Annotated in this window: 14 protein-coding genes; 11 read left to right on the top strand and 3 right to left on the bottom strand. The window is 66.5% G+C overall.

The window, feature by feature from the left end:
- The first annotated feature begins 68 nt into the window (after positions 1 to 68).
- The 10 genes from GE073_RS17800 (at position 69) to yajC (ending at position 10,195) form a co-directional block, all read left to right on the top strand.
- Positions 69 to 1,811, top strand: a complete 1,743-nt coding sequence (locus GE073_RS17800) for a LysM peptidoglycan-binding domain-containing protein (RefSeq protein ID WP_043110897.1) — start codon at positions 69 to 71, stop codon at positions 1,809 to 1,811.
- Between the two features lie 73 nt (positions 1,812 to 1,884).
- Entirely contained in the window at positions 1,885 to 2,568 is a 684-nt protein-coding gene (locus GE073_RS17795; protein WP_153783998.1) for a BofC C-terminal domain-containing protein, read from the top strand.
- 238 nt (positions 2,569 to 2,806) lie between these two features.
- Positions 2,807 to 3,310, top strand: coding sequence for a crossover junction endodeoxyribonuclease RuvC (ruvC, locus tag GE073_RS17790; RefSeq protein ID WP_153783997.1), 504 nt, complete (start codon positions 2,807 to 2,809; stop codon positions 3,308 to 3,310).
- Positions 3,307 to 3,930 carry a Holliday junction branch migration protein RuvA gene (ruvA, locus tag GE073_RS17785; RefSeq protein ID WP_153783996.1) on the top strand — a complete coding sequence of 208 codons (624 nt, stop codon included), beginning with the start codon at positions 3,307 to 3,309 and terminating at the stop codon, positions 3,928 to 3,930. Before ruvC ends, ruvA begins: the two co-directional genes overlap by 4 nt.
- Before the next feature lie 22 nt (positions 3,931 to 3,952).
- Positions 3,953 to 4,954, top strand: a complete 1,002-nt coding sequence (gene ruvB / locus GE073_RS17780; protein WP_028597520.1) for a Holliday junction branch migration DNA helicase RuvB — start codon at positions 3,953 to 3,955, stop codon at positions 4,952 to 4,954.
- Positions 4,955 to 4,958: 4 nt separating this feature from the next.
- Entirely contained in the window at positions 4,959 to 5,486 is a 528-nt protein-coding gene (locus tag GE073_RS17775) for a thiol-disulfide oxidoreductase DCC family protein (RefSeq protein WP_153783995.1), read from the top strand.
- Positions 5,483 to 7,579 (top strand): SpoIID/LytB domain-containing protein, encoded by a 2,097-nt coding sequence (locus GE073_RS17770; protein WP_153783994.1) that lies wholly within the window; start codon positions 5,483 to 5,485, stop codon positions 7,577 to 7,579. The genes GE073_RS17775 and GE073_RS17770 overlap by 4 nt, the downstream gene beginning before the upstream one ends.
- A 4-nt stretch (positions 7,580 to 7,583) precedes the next feature.
- On the top strand, positions 7,584 to 8,627 hold the full coding sequence (gene queA / locus GE073_RS17765; protein ID WP_153783993.1) for a tRNA preQ1(34) S-adenosylmethionine ribosyltransferase-isomerase QueA: 1,044 nt from the start codon (positions 7,584 to 7,586) through the stop codon (positions 8,625 to 8,627).
- A 17-nt stretch (positions 8,628 to 8,644) separates the two neighbouring features.
- Positions 8,645 to 9,778, top strand: coding sequence for a tRNA guanosine(34) transglycosylase Tgt (gene tgt / locus GE073_RS17760; RefSeq protein WP_028597523.1), 1,134 nt, complete (start codon positions 8,645 to 8,647; stop codon positions 9,776 to 9,778).
- 54 nt (positions 9,779 to 9,832) lie between these two features.
- Entirely contained in the window at positions 9,833 to 10,195 is a 363-nt protein-coding gene (yajC, locus tag GE073_RS17755) for a preprotein translocase subunit YajC (protein ID WP_043110898.1), read from the top strand.
- A gap of 100 nt (positions 10,196 to 10,295) precedes the next feature.
- Here the strand turns inward: yajC and GE073_RS17750 are convergent, their stop codons facing one another.
- Positions 10,296 to 11,462: a helix-turn-helix transcriptional regulator gene (locus GE073_RS17750; protein ID WP_153783992.1), complete on the bottom strand. Its 1,167-nt coding sequence runs from the start codon at positions 11,460 to 11,462 to the stop codon at positions 10,296 to 10,298.
- Between the two features lie 109 nt (positions 11,463 to 11,571).
- Between GE073_RS17750 and GE073_RS17745 the strand changes: the two genes are divergently transcribed.
- Positions 11,572 to 12,462: an SDR family oxidoreductase gene (locus GE073_RS17745; protein WP_028597524.1), complete on the top strand. Its 891-nt coding sequence runs from the start codon at positions 11,572 to 11,574 to the stop codon at positions 12,460 to 12,462.
- Between the two features lie 117 nt (positions 12,463 to 12,579).
- On the opposite strand, the gene GE073_RS17740 is transcribed toward GE073_RS17745, so the two are convergent.
- Both GE073_RS17740 and GE073_RS17735 read right to left on the bottom strand, forming a co-directional pair.
- Positions 12,580 to 13,383 carry a phosphatase PAP2 family protein gene (locus GE073_RS17740; protein WP_101808235.1) on the bottom strand — a complete coding sequence of 268 codons (804 nt, stop codon included), beginning with the start codon at positions 13,381 to 13,383 and terminating at the stop codon, positions 12,580 to 12,582.
- A 136-nt stretch (positions 13,384 to 13,519) separates the two neighbouring features.
- A complete protein-coding gene (locus GE073_RS17735; RefSeq protein WP_028597526.1) occupies positions 13,520 to 13,909 on the bottom strand; it encodes a TIGR04086 family membrane protein in 390 nt (129 codons plus the stop codon).
- Positions 13,910 to 14,032: the final 123 nt, after the last annotated feature.

The raw sequence follows: 14,032 nt of genomic DNA, 5'->3' as shown, positions 1-14,032 counted from the left end.
GTAACGACGGGCAGATGGGCGGGCAGCCGCCGCATTCGCAAGCATGCGAAGAGGAGGGAGTCGGCAAAGTGAAAATCCATATCGTGAAGAAGGGCGACACGCTGTACCTGATCGGCCAGAAATACGGGGTGAGCGTAGAAGAGCTGCAGAAGCTCAATCCGACCTTGACGAATCCTCATAACATCCTGATCGGCACGAAGGTCAAGGTGCCGGCATCGGCGAGCAAGCCGGGAGCGCCGGAGCTGATCCACAAGTACAAGGCGAAGATCGGCGATACGCTGTGGAAGCTGGCGAAGGCTTGGGGCGTCTCGCTGCAGGAGCTGATCAAGGCCAATCCGCAAATCGTGGATCCGGCCGAGCTCAAGGAAGGCGATACGGTCCATATTCCGAAGCCGTCCTCATCGCCGCTCACCGCGCAGCACAAGGCGGAGCCGGAATCCGGCGAGGGCGGCAAGAAGAATACGGCGCCGAAGGAAACGCCGGTCCCTGAGCCGGCAGCCGAGAAAAAGACGGAGGTCCAGGCGGAGCCCGTCACGCCGCCTCCGGTCGTGCAGACGGAGGAGCTGGTCGTGCCCGTCGTCGAGAAGCCTTCCTACGGTTCGTACGGCTCCGAGCACAAGGACTATGCTCCATCGCCGCTTTCCGCCGCCGCTCCAGCCCAATCCGGCTATGGCCATAGCCACGCGGCCGGGGAAATGAACGAAACGGCGCATCCGTTCCTGCAGGAGAAAATTCCGGCGACGGAAGCCTTCGCTCCGCTCTATCAGATGCCGCAGCTTCCGGGCTCGGTCGCCGGTGCGGCGGGAGCGGCGGGAGCGGGCTACGGCGGATACGGCCCTTACGGCTCGGGCTATTCGCAGGAAATTCCGGGGCTTGTCGCGGGCGCTGGAGAGGGCGGCTATGGCTCCGGTTACGGCGGTTACGGCAGCCCTAGCGGCTACGGCGGCTACGGCGCTTCGCCGATCGCCTCGTCGGAGCCGGTCCATGGCGGATACGCCGGACACGGCGGACCGTCGCCGTTGGCCGCGGCCGAGTCGGCATTCGGCCCTGGCCACGGCTATGGCGGCTACGGCTCCGGCGTTCTCGGGGCGGAGAGCGCGGGCTACGGATCGCCTTACGCTCCTTACGAGCCGTTCGCCGCCGGCGCCGCGGACGGCTATGGCCAGCCGGGCGGCTGGCCGGCCGGCATCTCGCCTGCCGCCGCTCCTTGGGGCGGCCAGCCGATGTACGGCGATCCGTATGCATCGGTTTATGGCGGCCAAGGCTATGCCGGCGGTTACGGCGGCTATGGCGGCTATCCGGCCCAGCCATTCGCCGGAGCGGCCGCCGGCTACCCGGCGGCTGCGGAGCAAGGCGCCGCGCCGTGGGCCCCCGGCCTCAGCGGCTCCTACAGCTACGGAGGCAGCGGCACCTGGCAGCCGGAGGCGGCGCTGCCCGCCTCCGCCGGGCAGGGCGGCTACGGCGCGCCGATGGCTGCCGGAGCGGCAGCGGGCTATGCGCAGCCGTCCTGGCCCGGCGCCACCGCCGGACTGCATGCGGGCGGCTACGGCCAGCCCGCGGCCGCCGCTCCGGCGCAGCTGAGCCCGGTTCAGGCGCAGCCCTGCGGATGCGGGGAGCGCGAGCAGGAGGCCGGCGAAGCCGAGCCCGCTGCCGCGGCGGCGGGAGGGCTGACGGTCAAAGGGCCTTCGAAGCCGGCCAAGACCGGCACGGCGTCGCCGCGCAAGCCGGCCAAAAAGGCGGTCATCCGTTCGGCGGCAAGGCCGACCGTGCGCCAGTCCAAGGGCAGCCGGCCGTGGATCAACCGCCGCTAGCGCTATGCATGCATAATTCCTCCAGCATCCGCTCATCCTAACGGCAAACGCGCCGGAAAGGGTGAAGGATGTCATGCTCAAGCTGTTCCGCCTGTGGCCCAAACGGAATTGGAACCCTCTGCGCCGCCTGCCGCTGCGCCTCGCCTGCGCCGCGACCGGCGCGGCGCTGCTGCTCGCCGGCTATCCGCCTGCTTCGGCCGCCGCCGCGCCTCAGCCTGCAGCCGCGGCGGCTCAGCCTGCCCGGACGGCCGAGCCGGCGGATGGCGGAGCCGGCGCGATGGAACCGGATCAAGGGGCGGCCGCTTTCCTTCGAGGCCGCGAGGCCGCTCCCGTCGTGCTGCGGAAAGTATATTTATGCGGCGTCGAGACGCAGCCGCTCGGCCGGCTGGAGGCGGAGGAAGTGCATCGGCTGCTGCTGGAGCAGCCCCGGCTGACCGCTACGGTCGATAGCGGCGAGGTGCTGCTGACGGAATGGATCGACGATCTGTCGGACGCGTGCCGCCGAAGCGCCACGTTCGGCGTGGACGCCGACGGCAGCCTCACCCTTTTCGAAGGACCGCCGGAGGAGGAGAAGGTCATCAAGACCTTCTATCAGCTCGATCTGCAACATATGGAAAGCTCGCTGCCGAAGGAGGAGCTCGACCGCCTGTTCGGCGGCATCCGGGTGGAGGACAAGGACGAATACAACAGCGTGCTCTCGAGCTACGGCGACTTCGCGGTCGGCGTCAGCCAGGGCGCCATGCATCAGACGTATTGACCGCTTGCGCGGGCATCCGCGCCCCGCGGCGGCTTTCCTTGCCGCTCCGCATCTTTTCCCGCAAGGCTTCGCCAGCCCCTGATCTCTCGTTGGAGACAGGGGCTTTTTGCCGGCTCCGCCAGCTCCTCTGAGAAACGCTTGTTCTCATGAGAGAGTTATTTTGCTATACTGATAGAGTCTGTACCCCGGGCATCGGGGTTTTTTCTTTTTTCAGAAATGACGGCAGGGAGTGGCGCGGGTGCGCATTTTAGGGATTGACCCGGGCATCGCCATCGCCGGGTTCGGCTTCATCGACAATGACGGGAGCAAGCTGGCGCCGGTGCAGTACGGCTCGATCGAGACCGAGGCCGGGACGCCTCACGAGCTGCGGCTCAAGCAGGTGTACGAGTCCGCCTCGTCGCTCATGGATACATACAAGCCCGACTGCGTGGCGGTAGAAAAGCTGTTCTTCAACCGCAACGTCACGACGGCGTTCACGGTCGGCGAGGCGAGGGGCGTCATCCTGCTCGCCGCCGCGCAGCGCGGCTTGCCGATCAGCGAATATACGCCGATGCAGGTCAAGCAGGCCGTCGTCGGCTACGGCAAGGCCGAGAAGCGCCAGGTGCAGGAGATGGTGCGCATGTTCCTGCGCCTCGCCAAAATTCCCAAGCCGGACGACGTGGCGGACGCGCTTGCAGTCGCGGTCTGCCATGCGCATTTTTCCGTCCTCCAGACCAAATTGAACGAGGTGCGCCGAAGATGATCGATTATGTGAAGGGCCGCGTCGCCCAGGTCGATGCCGACTCCGTCGTCATCGACGTCCGCGATATCGGATACCGCGTGTACACGCCCAACCCGTATGCCTTCGCGCGCAGCGAGGAGGCGGTGACGGTGTACTGCCACCATCATGTGCGCGAGGACGCCGCCCAGTTGTTCGGCTTCCAGACGCGCGAGGAGCAGGCGCTGTTCCGGCAGCTGCTGGAGGTGTCCGGCATCGGGCCGCGCGTCGCCGTCGGCATCCTCGCCGGAGGGCGGCCGGAGGCGGTCGTCGCCGCGATCCACCGCGAGGACCTGAGCTTCCTGACGCGGCTGCCGGGCATCGGCAAGAAGACGGCGCAGCGCATGATCCTCGACCTCAAGGACAAGCTCCAGCTCGCCGTGCAGACGGTCGAGCTGCAGTGGGAGGCGGAAGCCTCCGGCGGCGGCACGGTCGCCGGAGCCGGCAGCGAGGCATGGACCGAGGCGCGCGAGGCGCTCGCCGCGCTCGGCTATACGGCGGCGGAGCTCGATCGCGCCTGGGCCGGCATGGGCGGCGCCCAGCTGCCCGGCGAGACCGTCGACGCGCTCATGAAGCGCGCGCTGCAGCAGCTGTTCAAGGGCTGAGCGCGCAGGAGGAGGGGAGCAGATGGAGGATGATCGCATCATTTCCGCCAATCTGATGATGGAGGACCAGGCGGTGGAGTACAGCCTGCGCCCCCGCTATCTGAACGAATATATCGGCCAGTCCCAGGTGAAGGACAACCTCAAGGTGTTCATCGAGGCGGCCAAGCTGCGCAAGGAAGCGCTCGACCACGTGCTGCTGTACGGCCCTCCGGGCCTCGGCAAGACGACGCTGTCGAACATCATCGCCAACGAGCTCGGCGTCAGCCTGCGCACGACGTCGGGCCCGGCGATCGAGCGTCCGGGCGATCTCGCCGCGCTGCTGACGAACCTGCAGGAGAACGACGTGCTGTTCATCGACGAGATCCACCGGCTGAACCGCTCGGTCGAGGAAGTGCTCTATCCGGCGATGGAGGACTTCTGCCTCGACATCATGATCGGCAAAGGCCCGAGCGCGCGTTCCGTGCGGCTCGACCTGCCTCCGTTCACGCTGATCGGCGCGACGACCCGCGCCGGCCTGCTCAGCGCGCCGCTGCGCGACCGCTTCGGCGTCGTCAGCCGGCTGGAGTATTACGGCACGGACGAGCTGGCGTTCATCATCTCGCGCTCGGCCGAGATTCTGGACGTGCGCATGGTCGGCGAAGCGGCGCATGAGATCGCGCTGCGCTCGCGCGGCACGCCGCGCATCGCCAACCGGCTGCTCAAGCGGGTGCGCGACTTCGCGCAGGTGCGCGGCGACGGCATCATCACGAGCGAGCTCGCGGAGCTGGCGCTGTCGCTCATCGCCGTCGATCCGCTCGGACTCGACCGCATCGACCACAAGCTGCTGCAGGCGATGATCTCCCATTATCGCGGCGGCCCGGTCGGGCTCGACACGCTGGCGGCGACGATCGGCGAGGAAAGCCAGACGATCGAGGATGTGTACGAGCCGTATCTGATGCAGATCGGCTTCCTGCAGCGCACGCCGCGCGGGCGCGTGGCGACGCCGCTCGCCTACCGGCATCTCGGCTTGCCGGTGCCGGAGTAGCGCCATGAGAGGTCGGTCCGGCGCCGCTGGCGCGGCGGGAGAGCGGCGGCGCGGCAGCGCGGATGCCGGGCTGACGGTGCTTTACGACGGCGGCTGCCGCCTCTGCCAAGGAGCGGTGGATCGTCTTCAGGCGCTCAAGCCAAGCGAGCCGATCCGATATGCGGCCGTGCAGGAGCTGACGGAGGACGAGCTGCAGCGGCTGTTCCGCGGAGCGCCTCCCGCCTCCGGGCAGCTGCTGGAGAAGATCCACGCGGTCGCACGCGACGGCGCCGTCTACGCCGGCAGCGCTGCGGTCGTGCGGGCGCTGCGCTCCGTGCGCGGCTTCGGCCGCATCGCCTGGCTGTACCGGCTGCCGGGCATGCGGCCGCTCGCCGATGCGCTCTACCGGTACGTCGCGGCCCGCCGCTACGCCTGGTTCGGCCGCGTCTCGAACGGCTGCGGCGCGGACTGCGCCATGCCTTCGGGGCGCGGAAGCGACGGGGGCGGCGACGGACATGAAGCGGAATGCGACCATCGAAAGGAGACCCAATGAAGCGATCGAGAGCATATAAAGCGGCGGCCTGGCTCGGTCCGGCCGCGCTGGCGGCAAGCCTATGCCTTCCTTCCGCGGCGATGGCTGACGGAGAGGCGGGGCGCGCCATCCGGGTCGGCATCTTCATCACGGTTCCAAACAAATACACGCTGTCGACGCCTGCCGCTACGCTGAGCTCGGCGGGCGGGCTGCGTCTGGCCGTCAAGAAAAACGGCGAGACGGGGCTGCTGGACGCCGTTCCGGCAGGCGTCGAGCTGCGGGCGATGGCCGAAGGATATTCGGCGCTGCTGGGCCAGAGCGCCGACTTCTCGGCGGCGCTGGCCGTGGCCAAGGCGGTCAAGTCGGCCGGAGGCAATCCGGTGCTGGAAAAGACGTCCCGCGCAGGCATGGCGGCGTACGAGGTGACGGAGGGGTCTTATGCGACCGCCTCCGCGGCTTCGACGGCGCTCGCCAAGTGGATGCAGAACGCGACCGTCAAGACGTTCGGCGGCGGAGCCGGCGCCGTGCGCGGTCCGCTTCATCTGGAGACGGCCGCCTATGCGACCGAAGCGGAGGCGCTCGCCGCCGCCGGCGCGTTCGGCGCGGCCGGCGTCGAGACGTTCGTGGCGCTTCGCCCGGGCGGGAGCGGCACGTCCTATTCCGTGCTCGTCGGAGCGGCGGCCGATGCCGCCGGCCTCGACGCGATCCGGCTCAAGCTGGCGGGCGTCGCCGAAGCGGCCGGCCTCGCGCCGGCTTCCGCCGGCGCCTACCTGATCAAGCGGCAGGAGCTGACGGTCAGCCAGAAGGAGGGCTCGCCGACGCCGCTGTACCAGGCTCCGTCCGGCTCCTTCGCCGTCATCCGTCCGGCGGGCGCCGAGCCGGTGAAACTTGCCGAGAGGTACGGACGTACATACAGAGGTCAGGTCGAAGTCGGCAGCTACAACGGCGCGCTCGCCGTCATCAACGAGCTCGATTTCGAAGAGTATCTGTATTCCGTCGTCGGCGGCGAGATGCCGGGCTCCTGGCATGCGGAGGCGCTCAAGGCGCAGGCCGTCGCCGCCCGTTCCTACGCGCTCGCCCAGGGCAGCGGCTTCGGCATCGCCGAGGTCGTCGACACGACGCTCAGCCAGGCGTACAACGGCACGTCGGCCGAAAAGGCGACGACGATTCAGGCGGTCGACGCGACGGCCGGCATCGTTCTGAAGTCGGGAGGAAAGCCCGTCGAGGCGGTGTTCTCCTCCAGCTCGGGCGGCCGCACGGCGGACCCCGCCGAGGTGTGGGGCAACCCGGTTCCCTATCTGGCTAGCGTGGACAGCCCCGACGACACCTCCGAAAAAGGCCTTCTCTCCTGGCATCGGGTGCTGACGCCGTCGGGCAAGAGCGGCTTCGTCCGCTCGGACACCGTGACGCTGTCCGGCACGAATGGCGCCGCCGCTCAGACCGCCGTCGTCAAGTCGGCGGATACGAACGTGCGCCCGATCCCGCTCGTCCAAAGCGGCGTCGATGCGGTCGAGAAGCTCGGCGCGGGAGCCAAAGTGACCGTGCTCGAGACGGTGCCCCAGTCCAACGAGATGAACTGGATCCGGGGGCCGTTCACGAGCCAGCAGCTGGTGGACGCGATGAAGGGCAAGACGACTTCGGCGGTCTCGGGCCTGATCACGCGCCTCGAGGTCGGCGAGCGCGGACCTTCGGGCCGCGTGACCAAGCTGCTCGTCAACGGCAAGGAGCTCGGCGTCAAGTCGCCGGACAGCCTGCGCGGCGCGCTTGGCGGATTGCCGAGCACGCGCTTCTGGATCGAGCCGGCGTCGCTGTCGCTGCTCGGCGGCGGCGGCCAGCCGGGCTCCAAGGAAGCCGGCGCAGCCGTGCAGGTGCTGGGCGCAGGCGGGGCCAGGGCTTCCTCCTCCGGAGGCGCGTCGCTGAACGTCATGGGCGGGGACGGCTCGATCCGTCCCGTCGCTTCCGCGGCGTCGTGGTATATCCGCGGCACGGGCTACGGCCATGGCCTCGGGCTGTCGCAGTACGGAGCAAAAGGCCTCGCCGAGCAAGGGTATGCGTACGATGCGATTCTGAAATACTACTATAAAGAGATTGAACTCGTTAAGGACGGATCCTGACCTTATGAATGTAGAAGACTACGATTTTCATCTCCCGGAGCATCTGATCGCGCAGACGCCGCTCGCGGAGCGGACCGCCTCGCGCCTGCTGACGCTGGACAAGAAGACGGGAGAGCTCGGCCATCATGCGTTCCGCGACCTCAAGGACTATCTTCGTCCAGGCGATACGCTCGTCGTCAACGACACGCGGGTCATTCCGGCCCGTCTGCTCGGCGTCAAGGAAGACACGGGAGCCAAAGCGGAGCTGCTGCTGTTGAAGCAGCTGCACGGCGATACTTGGGAGACGCTGGCCAAGCCCGGCAAGAAGCTGCGGACCGGAGCCGTCGTCGCCTTCGGCGAAGGAGAGAACGGACAGCCGCTGCTGCGCGCCGTCGTCGAGGCGGAAGGGGAGATGGGCGGCCGCACGGTCCGCTTCCTTTACGAAGGCATCTTCCCCGAGCTGCTGGACCGGCTTGGCGAGATGCCGCTTCCGCCGTACATCAAGGAGCGTCTCGACGACCGGGAACGCTACCAGACGGTCTATTCCCGCCAGGCGGGATCGGCTGCCGCGCCGACGGCGGGACTTCATTTCAGCCAGTCCTTCCTGCAGGAGCTGCAGCAGGCGGGCGTCGAGGTCGCGCCGCTGACGCTTCATGTCGGCCTCGGCACGTTCCGTCCGATCTCGGCGGATACGATCGAGGAGCATGTGATGCACTCGGAGTATTACGAGCTGAGCGAGGAGACGGCCGCCCGGCTGCGCCGCACGCGCGAGCGCGGCGGCCGCATCGTCGCCGTCGGCACGACGTCCGCGCGCACGCTGGAGACGGTCGCGGCCCGCTATCCGGACGGATTGCAGGCTTGCAGCGGCTGGACCGACATCTTTATCTACCCCGGCTATGAGTTCAAGGCCGTGGACGCCTTGCTGACGAATTTTCATCTGCCCAAGTCGACCCTTGTCATGCTGGTCAGCGCGCTGGCCGGCCGCGAGAACGTGCTCGCCGCCTACGAGGCTGCCGTCCGGGAGCAATACCGGTTCTTCAGCTTCGGCGATGCGATGTTTATCTACTAGGAATGGAAGAGTGAACCGTGGCTGTAACTTACGAACTGATCAAAACCTGCAAGCAGACCGGAGCGCGGCTCGGCCGCGTCCACACGCCGCACGGCGTCATCGAGACGCCGGCATTCATGCCCGTCGGCACCCAGGCGACCGTCAAGACGATGAGCCCCGAGGAGCTCAAGCAGATGGACGCCCATATCATCCTCAGCAATACGTACCATCTGTGGCTGCGTCCGGGCCATGAGCTCATCGCCAAGGCGGGCGGCCTGCACCGCTTCATGAACTGGGACCGTCCGATCCTCACCGACAGCGGCGGCTTCCAGGTGTTCTCGCTGAGCAACATGCGCAAGATCCGCGAGGAGGGCGTGGACTTCCGCTCCCATCTGAACGGAGACAAGCTGTTCCTTTCCCCGGAAAAGGCGATGGAGATCCAGAACGCGCTCGGCTCGGACATCATGATGGCGTTCGACGAGTGCCCGCCTTATCCGGCGGAGTACGACTACATCAAGCAATCGCTCGAGCGCACGACGCGCTGGGCCGAGCGCTGCCTCAAGGCGCACGCCCGTCCGGGCGATCAGGGACTGTTCGCGATCGTGCAAGGAGGCATGCATGCCGACCTGCGCCGCCAGAGCGCGGCTGATTTGACTTCCCTTGATTTTCCGGGGTATGCTATTGGTGGTCTGAGCGTCGGCGAGCCGAAGCATCTCATGTACGAGGTGCTGGAGGAGACCGTGCCGCTGCTCCCGTCGAACAAGCCCCGCTATCTGATGGGCGTCGGCTCGCCGGACGCGCTGCTCGACGGCGCCATCCGCGGCATCGACATGTTCGACTGCGTCCTGCCGACGCGCATCGCGCGCAACGGCACGACGATGACGAGCCAGGGCCGCGTCAATATCCGCAACGCCAAGTATACGGAGGATTTCGGACCTTTGGATCCCGAGTGCTCCTGCTATACGTGCCGCAACTACTCGCGCGCTTATCTCCGCCATCTCATCAAGGCGGACGAGACGTTCGGCATCCGCTTGACGACGTACCACAACCTGCATTTCCTGCTGGAGATGATGCGGGGCGTGCGGCAGGCGATCCAGGACGATCGGCTGCTCGACTTCCGCAATGAGTTCTTCACGATGTACGGCCTGCACGACAACGAAAAAGGCTTCTAGAAATCCGGCCGAGAGGCCGGATGAATCGACACGCAACTGAAAGGGGTCCTTTCCATGTATCTTGCATCTCAAGCCGGAGGCGGCAACATCTGGACGATGCTGTTTCCCTTCATCCTCATGTTCGTGGTGTTCTACTTCCTGCTGATCCGTCCGCAGCAAAAGAAGCAGAAAGCCCGCAACGCGCTGCTCGGCGCGCTTAAAAAAGGCGACAAGATCTCGACGATCGGCGGCATGCACGGCACGATTGTCGAGCTGACTGACGATACCGTCGTGCTTCGCGTCAACGACACGACCCGCATCACCTTCGAGCGCAGCGCCATCAACACGGTGCTTAACAGCGCCCCGGCTCCGGCAGAGAGCAAAGCGGCCGCGAAGGAAGAGAAGAGCGACAAGGTAGAGCCGGAAGGCACGCTCTAACGCGCGCATCGGCCTGCATCGCCGGCCATGGGGCGGCTTCGGCCGTCGAGGCCGGCGGCTTAAAAAGGACCAAGCTGATTTTCAGCTTGGTCCTTTTTTGTTATTGCGGCTCCTCATGGCCGCGGAAGGCCCGCAGCGCGCGCTCTCGAACGAGGCGGCGCAGCTCCGGGGGGCTCAGCGCGGCCGCCCCGGGAGCAAGCGACAGGATGACGCTGGCGGCGTAGTCCATCGTGTCGAAGCGGACTTCGGCCTGCAGCCAGACTTGCGCAGCCGCCGCAGCCGCCTCGTCCGGCTCGCCTGCGGAGCCGTCGGCGGAGACGGTCGGCAGCTCTGCTGCGGCGCTGCCGACGGCAGGCACCGGCGGCTGTCCGGCACAGCTGCCGGATGCCGTGATCGACGCGCCCTCGCGCAGACGGACGGAGCCTTCGTCGACGCTGACGTAGCGCATCCGCTTCAGGCGTGCCAGCGCGTCCGCAGTGACGAGCAGCCCGGCCGTCATCGGCTTCGGCAGCGCCGACTGGAAGTCGGCTACCGACGCGGCCCACCAGGAGGGCAGGTCGAACGTCTTCGGACGCTGGAAAGCTTCCGCCTCGAGCCTTGCTTCAAGCACCCGCGAGACGCGGAACGTTTTGCGGACCGGCTCCTGCGGGGCGGAATCGGGGCGCCCGCTCTCCAGCTCGTCGGCGACGAGATACCAGGAGCTTCCTTTGCGCACAAGGCCGAGCGGACAGGCGAGCCGCTCGCGGGGCAGCGGGCTGGAGGACGCCGCCGCTGGCGCCGGCGATGCGGCCGGCGAGGCGTAGCGGAAGCGGATGCGCCGATCCTGCAGCACCGCTTCCATGAGCAGGCTGAGATGCGGCTGCTCCTTCTCGGCCGCCGTCCAGCCTTCGCCGTCGAGCAGCAGCCTCGACTGCAGCGCGGATGCATGCGGCAGCGAGGCGCTCGGCTGCACCGCCCTGAGCTTCAGCAGCGCGCTCTCCAGCTCCGCCGACCAGCCGAGCTCGTCAGCGGCCGGGCTGCCGGAGGCGAGCAGCAGCGCTCTCCATTCCGCGTCCGTCATGCCGGTCAGCCGGGTGCGATAGCCTTCCATCAGCCTCCAACCGCCGCCGCCGCCCCGCTCGGCGACGACGGGCACGCCTGCGGCGGAGAGCGCATCGAGGTCGCGCTGCACGGTGCGAGGCGATACTTCAAGCTGCCGGGCGAGCTCGCGCACGCTTTTTTTGCCTTCTGCCTGAAGCAAGAGCAGCAGCTCCAGCTGTCTCGTCATGGTTCCAAGCCTCCTTTTCTACATTATATCCTCGTGAATAGGACAGAGGATGGCTTATTCGCAAGTTAGGATGGAAGGGAACGCGAAAAAAGAAGGAGAGTGGTTGGGCATGACATGGAAGCCGGAGCAAGACTTGAAGGGCAGGATCGCGCTCGTTGCCGGCGGCACGAGGGGAGCCGGTAGAGGCATCGCGGAGGCGCTCGGCGAGCGCGGCGCGACCGTGTACGTCAGCGGCCGGACGACGCGCGAGGCGCGTTCGGAGCTGGGGAGGCCGGAGACGATCGAAGAGACGGCGGAACGGGTCGAGCGGGCCGGGGGCAAGGCGGTCGCGGTCCGCACGGACCATATGGTGCCGGCTCAAGTGGAGGCGCTCATGGAGCGGATCGGCCGCGAGCAGGGACGGCTCGACATTCTCGTCAACGACATCTGGGGCGGCGAGAAGCGTTCCCACTGGGGCAAGCGCTACTGGGAAAGCCCGCTTGACGATGCGCTGGCGATGCAGCGCACCGTCATGGAGACCCACTACATTACCGCTTACCTTGCCGCGCCGCTGCTGGCGCTGTCGGACGGTGCCCTGATCGCCGAGATCACAGACGGCATCGACTACCGCTATCGCGGCGAGCTCGCGTACAGCCTGATCAAGGCTTGGGGCATCCATATGGCGGCAGGACTTGCTGAGGAGTGGAAGGCGGCAGGAGCCGCAGCCGTGTCGCTGACGCCGGGCTTCCTGCGCTCGGAGGAGATGCTGGACCACTTCGGCGTCTCGGAGGAAAATTGGCGCGATGCGGCGAGCCAGGACCCGCATTTCCTCGAATCGGAGACGCCGCTGTTCGTCGGGCGGGCGCTCGCATGCCTGGCTGCCGATCCGCGACGGCAGGAGCTGTCCGGCCGCGCGCTCAGCTCATGGGAGCTGTCGGATCGGTACGGCTTCACGGACCGCGACGGCCGGCGGCCGCATTGGGGGGCTTATTTCGCCACGATCGAGAATGCCGTCCACTGAGCTTCTCTGAGGGTCAGGCAAGCGAAAGCATGAGTCTGCGCAAAAAAGGACCGCGATCATCCCGCACGCGGCGGAAGGATCGCGGTCCTGCTTGCTGGCCCATGAACGAGCAAAGCTTCAGCCCTGCACCGTCGGCAGCGGCTTGCGGATCGAGCTCAAGTCGGCGAGCCGATAGGCGAGCGCGACGGAGAAGACCGCCAGGCCGAGGCCGCCGAGCATGTCGGTCAGCCAGTGGATGCCCATGTAGAAGATGGTGAAAATAATGATGGCGGCGTTGATGCCGGCGAACCAGGCCCAGCGGCGATTGCCTGAACGGGCGGCGAGCAGCGCCATCGTGACGGAGATCGACGTATGCAGGCTCGGGAAGCAGTTGTCGAGGCCCGACAGGCCGCGATACATCGACTCGAACGCCGGGAATGCCTCCAGCATGTAGAAGTGGACGTTCGGATCGTACGCCCATACCTCCTTCACCGGGAGAAACAGATAGAACGGAATGGCGACGAGATAATTGATCATCACGGCATAACAGGTCGCCTTGAACTGCCGGCCTGAACGGTCGCGGAACATGTAGATGCCGAGCGAGGCGACGAGCACGCTCTGGAACACGACGATATAAAAGAAGGCAAGAAACGGCGTCAGCCATTCGGCATGGAACAGCTGCTGGAAGTTCTCGACGAAGCGGCCTTCGAAGCTGAAGATGTACGGCGTGAAATCCGGCTGCGGCTTCATCGCCTTTTCGAGCGTGAGCTCGAACTTGTTCAAGAACAAGATGCCCAGCAAAGAGGCGAACAGCAGCAGGTAGCGAGGACGGGTCGCCAAATTGCGGACGAACACCCAGGCCGCCCGCAGCGGATTGCGGCCGGTGCCGAAGCCGATGAGCAGGGCCGAGGTCAGGATCGTATATATCGTGACTTGATTCATGGAATGAAAGATCGCCAATATGCTTCCCCCTAAAGGTCAACCTGATGCGCCGCCGGCCGAGCGGGTCCCGGCAGACGAACGTAAGCAAGTATAGCATATCGGCTTGTTATTTACACGGCTCTCAGTTGATTCCAGATTATTTGCGCAAATTGACGCCGACCATGCCGCCGAAGGCGCCGGCCAGCGCGACGATCAGGAACAGGATGCCCGTGCGCGCCCCGATGCCGGCATCCGCCGCCAGAAAGCTGATGATCAGCACGAGCAGCCCGTAGCCGAGGCCCAGCAGCCCGCCATGGTACCAGCCCTTCGAGCCGCTTCGCTTGCCGGAGGTGAAGCCGCCGCACAGCGCGGCCGCGCCATGGATGCCGAGCGACCATGCCGGCAGCGACGATTCGTTCAGGCTGCCGGCATAGAGGAGCAGCGACAGGAGCAGCGCGCCGAGGGCGAGCCATAACGCGGCGAAGACGAGTCCGGCCAGCATCGGCGAGCCGAGCCTTACTTTAGGTACGGTCTTGATCGGATTCATTCGGATCCCCACCTTCCGAGAGTTCGGTTTATTCCACCATATGGCCAAGCCGGCAGAAATAGTACAAGTCGCGGCATGGCCGCAGCGGCGCGGACCGAGGCAATTGCCAACATTTCGATGCGG

The sequence above is a fragment of the Paenibacillus sp. B01 genome, assembly GCF_009649995.1.
GTDB lineage: Bacteria > Bacillota > Bacilli > Paenibacillales > Paenibacillaceae > Paenibacillus_O > Paenibacillus_O pasadenensis.
Note: the sequence above shows the minus strand (reverse complement) of the source record. Positions and strands in the feature narration are given on the sequence as shown.

What these genes read in the sequence shown, in the direction of transcription:
- GE073_RS17745 (WP_028597524.1), top strand. Translation starts at nt 11,572, where the DNA reads ATGACATGGAAGCCGGAGCAAGACTTGAAGGGCAGGATCGCGCTCGTT.
- ruvB (WP_028597520.1), top strand. Translation starts at nt 3,953, where the DNA reads ATGGAGGATGATCGCATCATTTCCGCCAATCTGATGATGGAGGACCAG.
- GE073_RS17740 (WP_101808235.1), bottom strand. Translation starts at nt 13,383, where the DNA reads ATGAATCAAGTCACGATATATACGATCCTGACCTCGGCCCTGCTCATC.
- GE073_RS17770 (WP_153783994.1), top strand. Translation starts at nt 5,483, where the DNA reads ATGAAGCGATCGAGAGCATATAAAGCGGCGGCCTGGCTCGGTCCGGCC.
- GE073_RS17735 (WP_028597526.1), bottom strand. Translation starts at nt 13,909, where the DNA reads ATGAATCCGATCAAGACCGTACCTAAAGTAAGGCTCGGCTCGCCGATG.
- GE073_RS17750 (WP_153783992.1), bottom strand. Translation starts at nt 11,462, where the DNA reads ATGACGAGACAGCTGGAGCTGCTGCTCTTGCTTCAGGCAGAAGGCAAA.
- ruvA (WP_153783996.1), top strand. Translation starts at nt 3,307, where the DNA reads ATGATCGATTATGTGAAGGGCCGCGTCGCCCAGGTCGATGCCGACTCC.
- GE073_RS17775 (WP_153783995.1), top strand. Translation starts at nt 4,959, where the DNA reads ATGAGAGGTCGGTCCGGCGCCGCTGGCGCGGCGGGAGAGCGGCGGCGC.
- GE073_RS17795 (WP_153783998.1), top strand. Translation starts at nt 1,885, where the DNA reads ATGCTCAAGCTGTTCCGCCTGTGGCCCAAACGGAATTGGAACCCTCTG.
- queA (WP_153783993.1), top strand. Translation starts at nt 7,584, where the DNA reads ATGAATGTAGAAGACTACGATTTTCATCTCCCGGAGCATCTGATCGCG.
- yajC (WP_043110898.1), top strand. Translation starts at nt 9,833, where the DNA reads ATGTATCTTGCATCTCAAGCCGGAGGCGGCAACATCTGGACGATGCTG.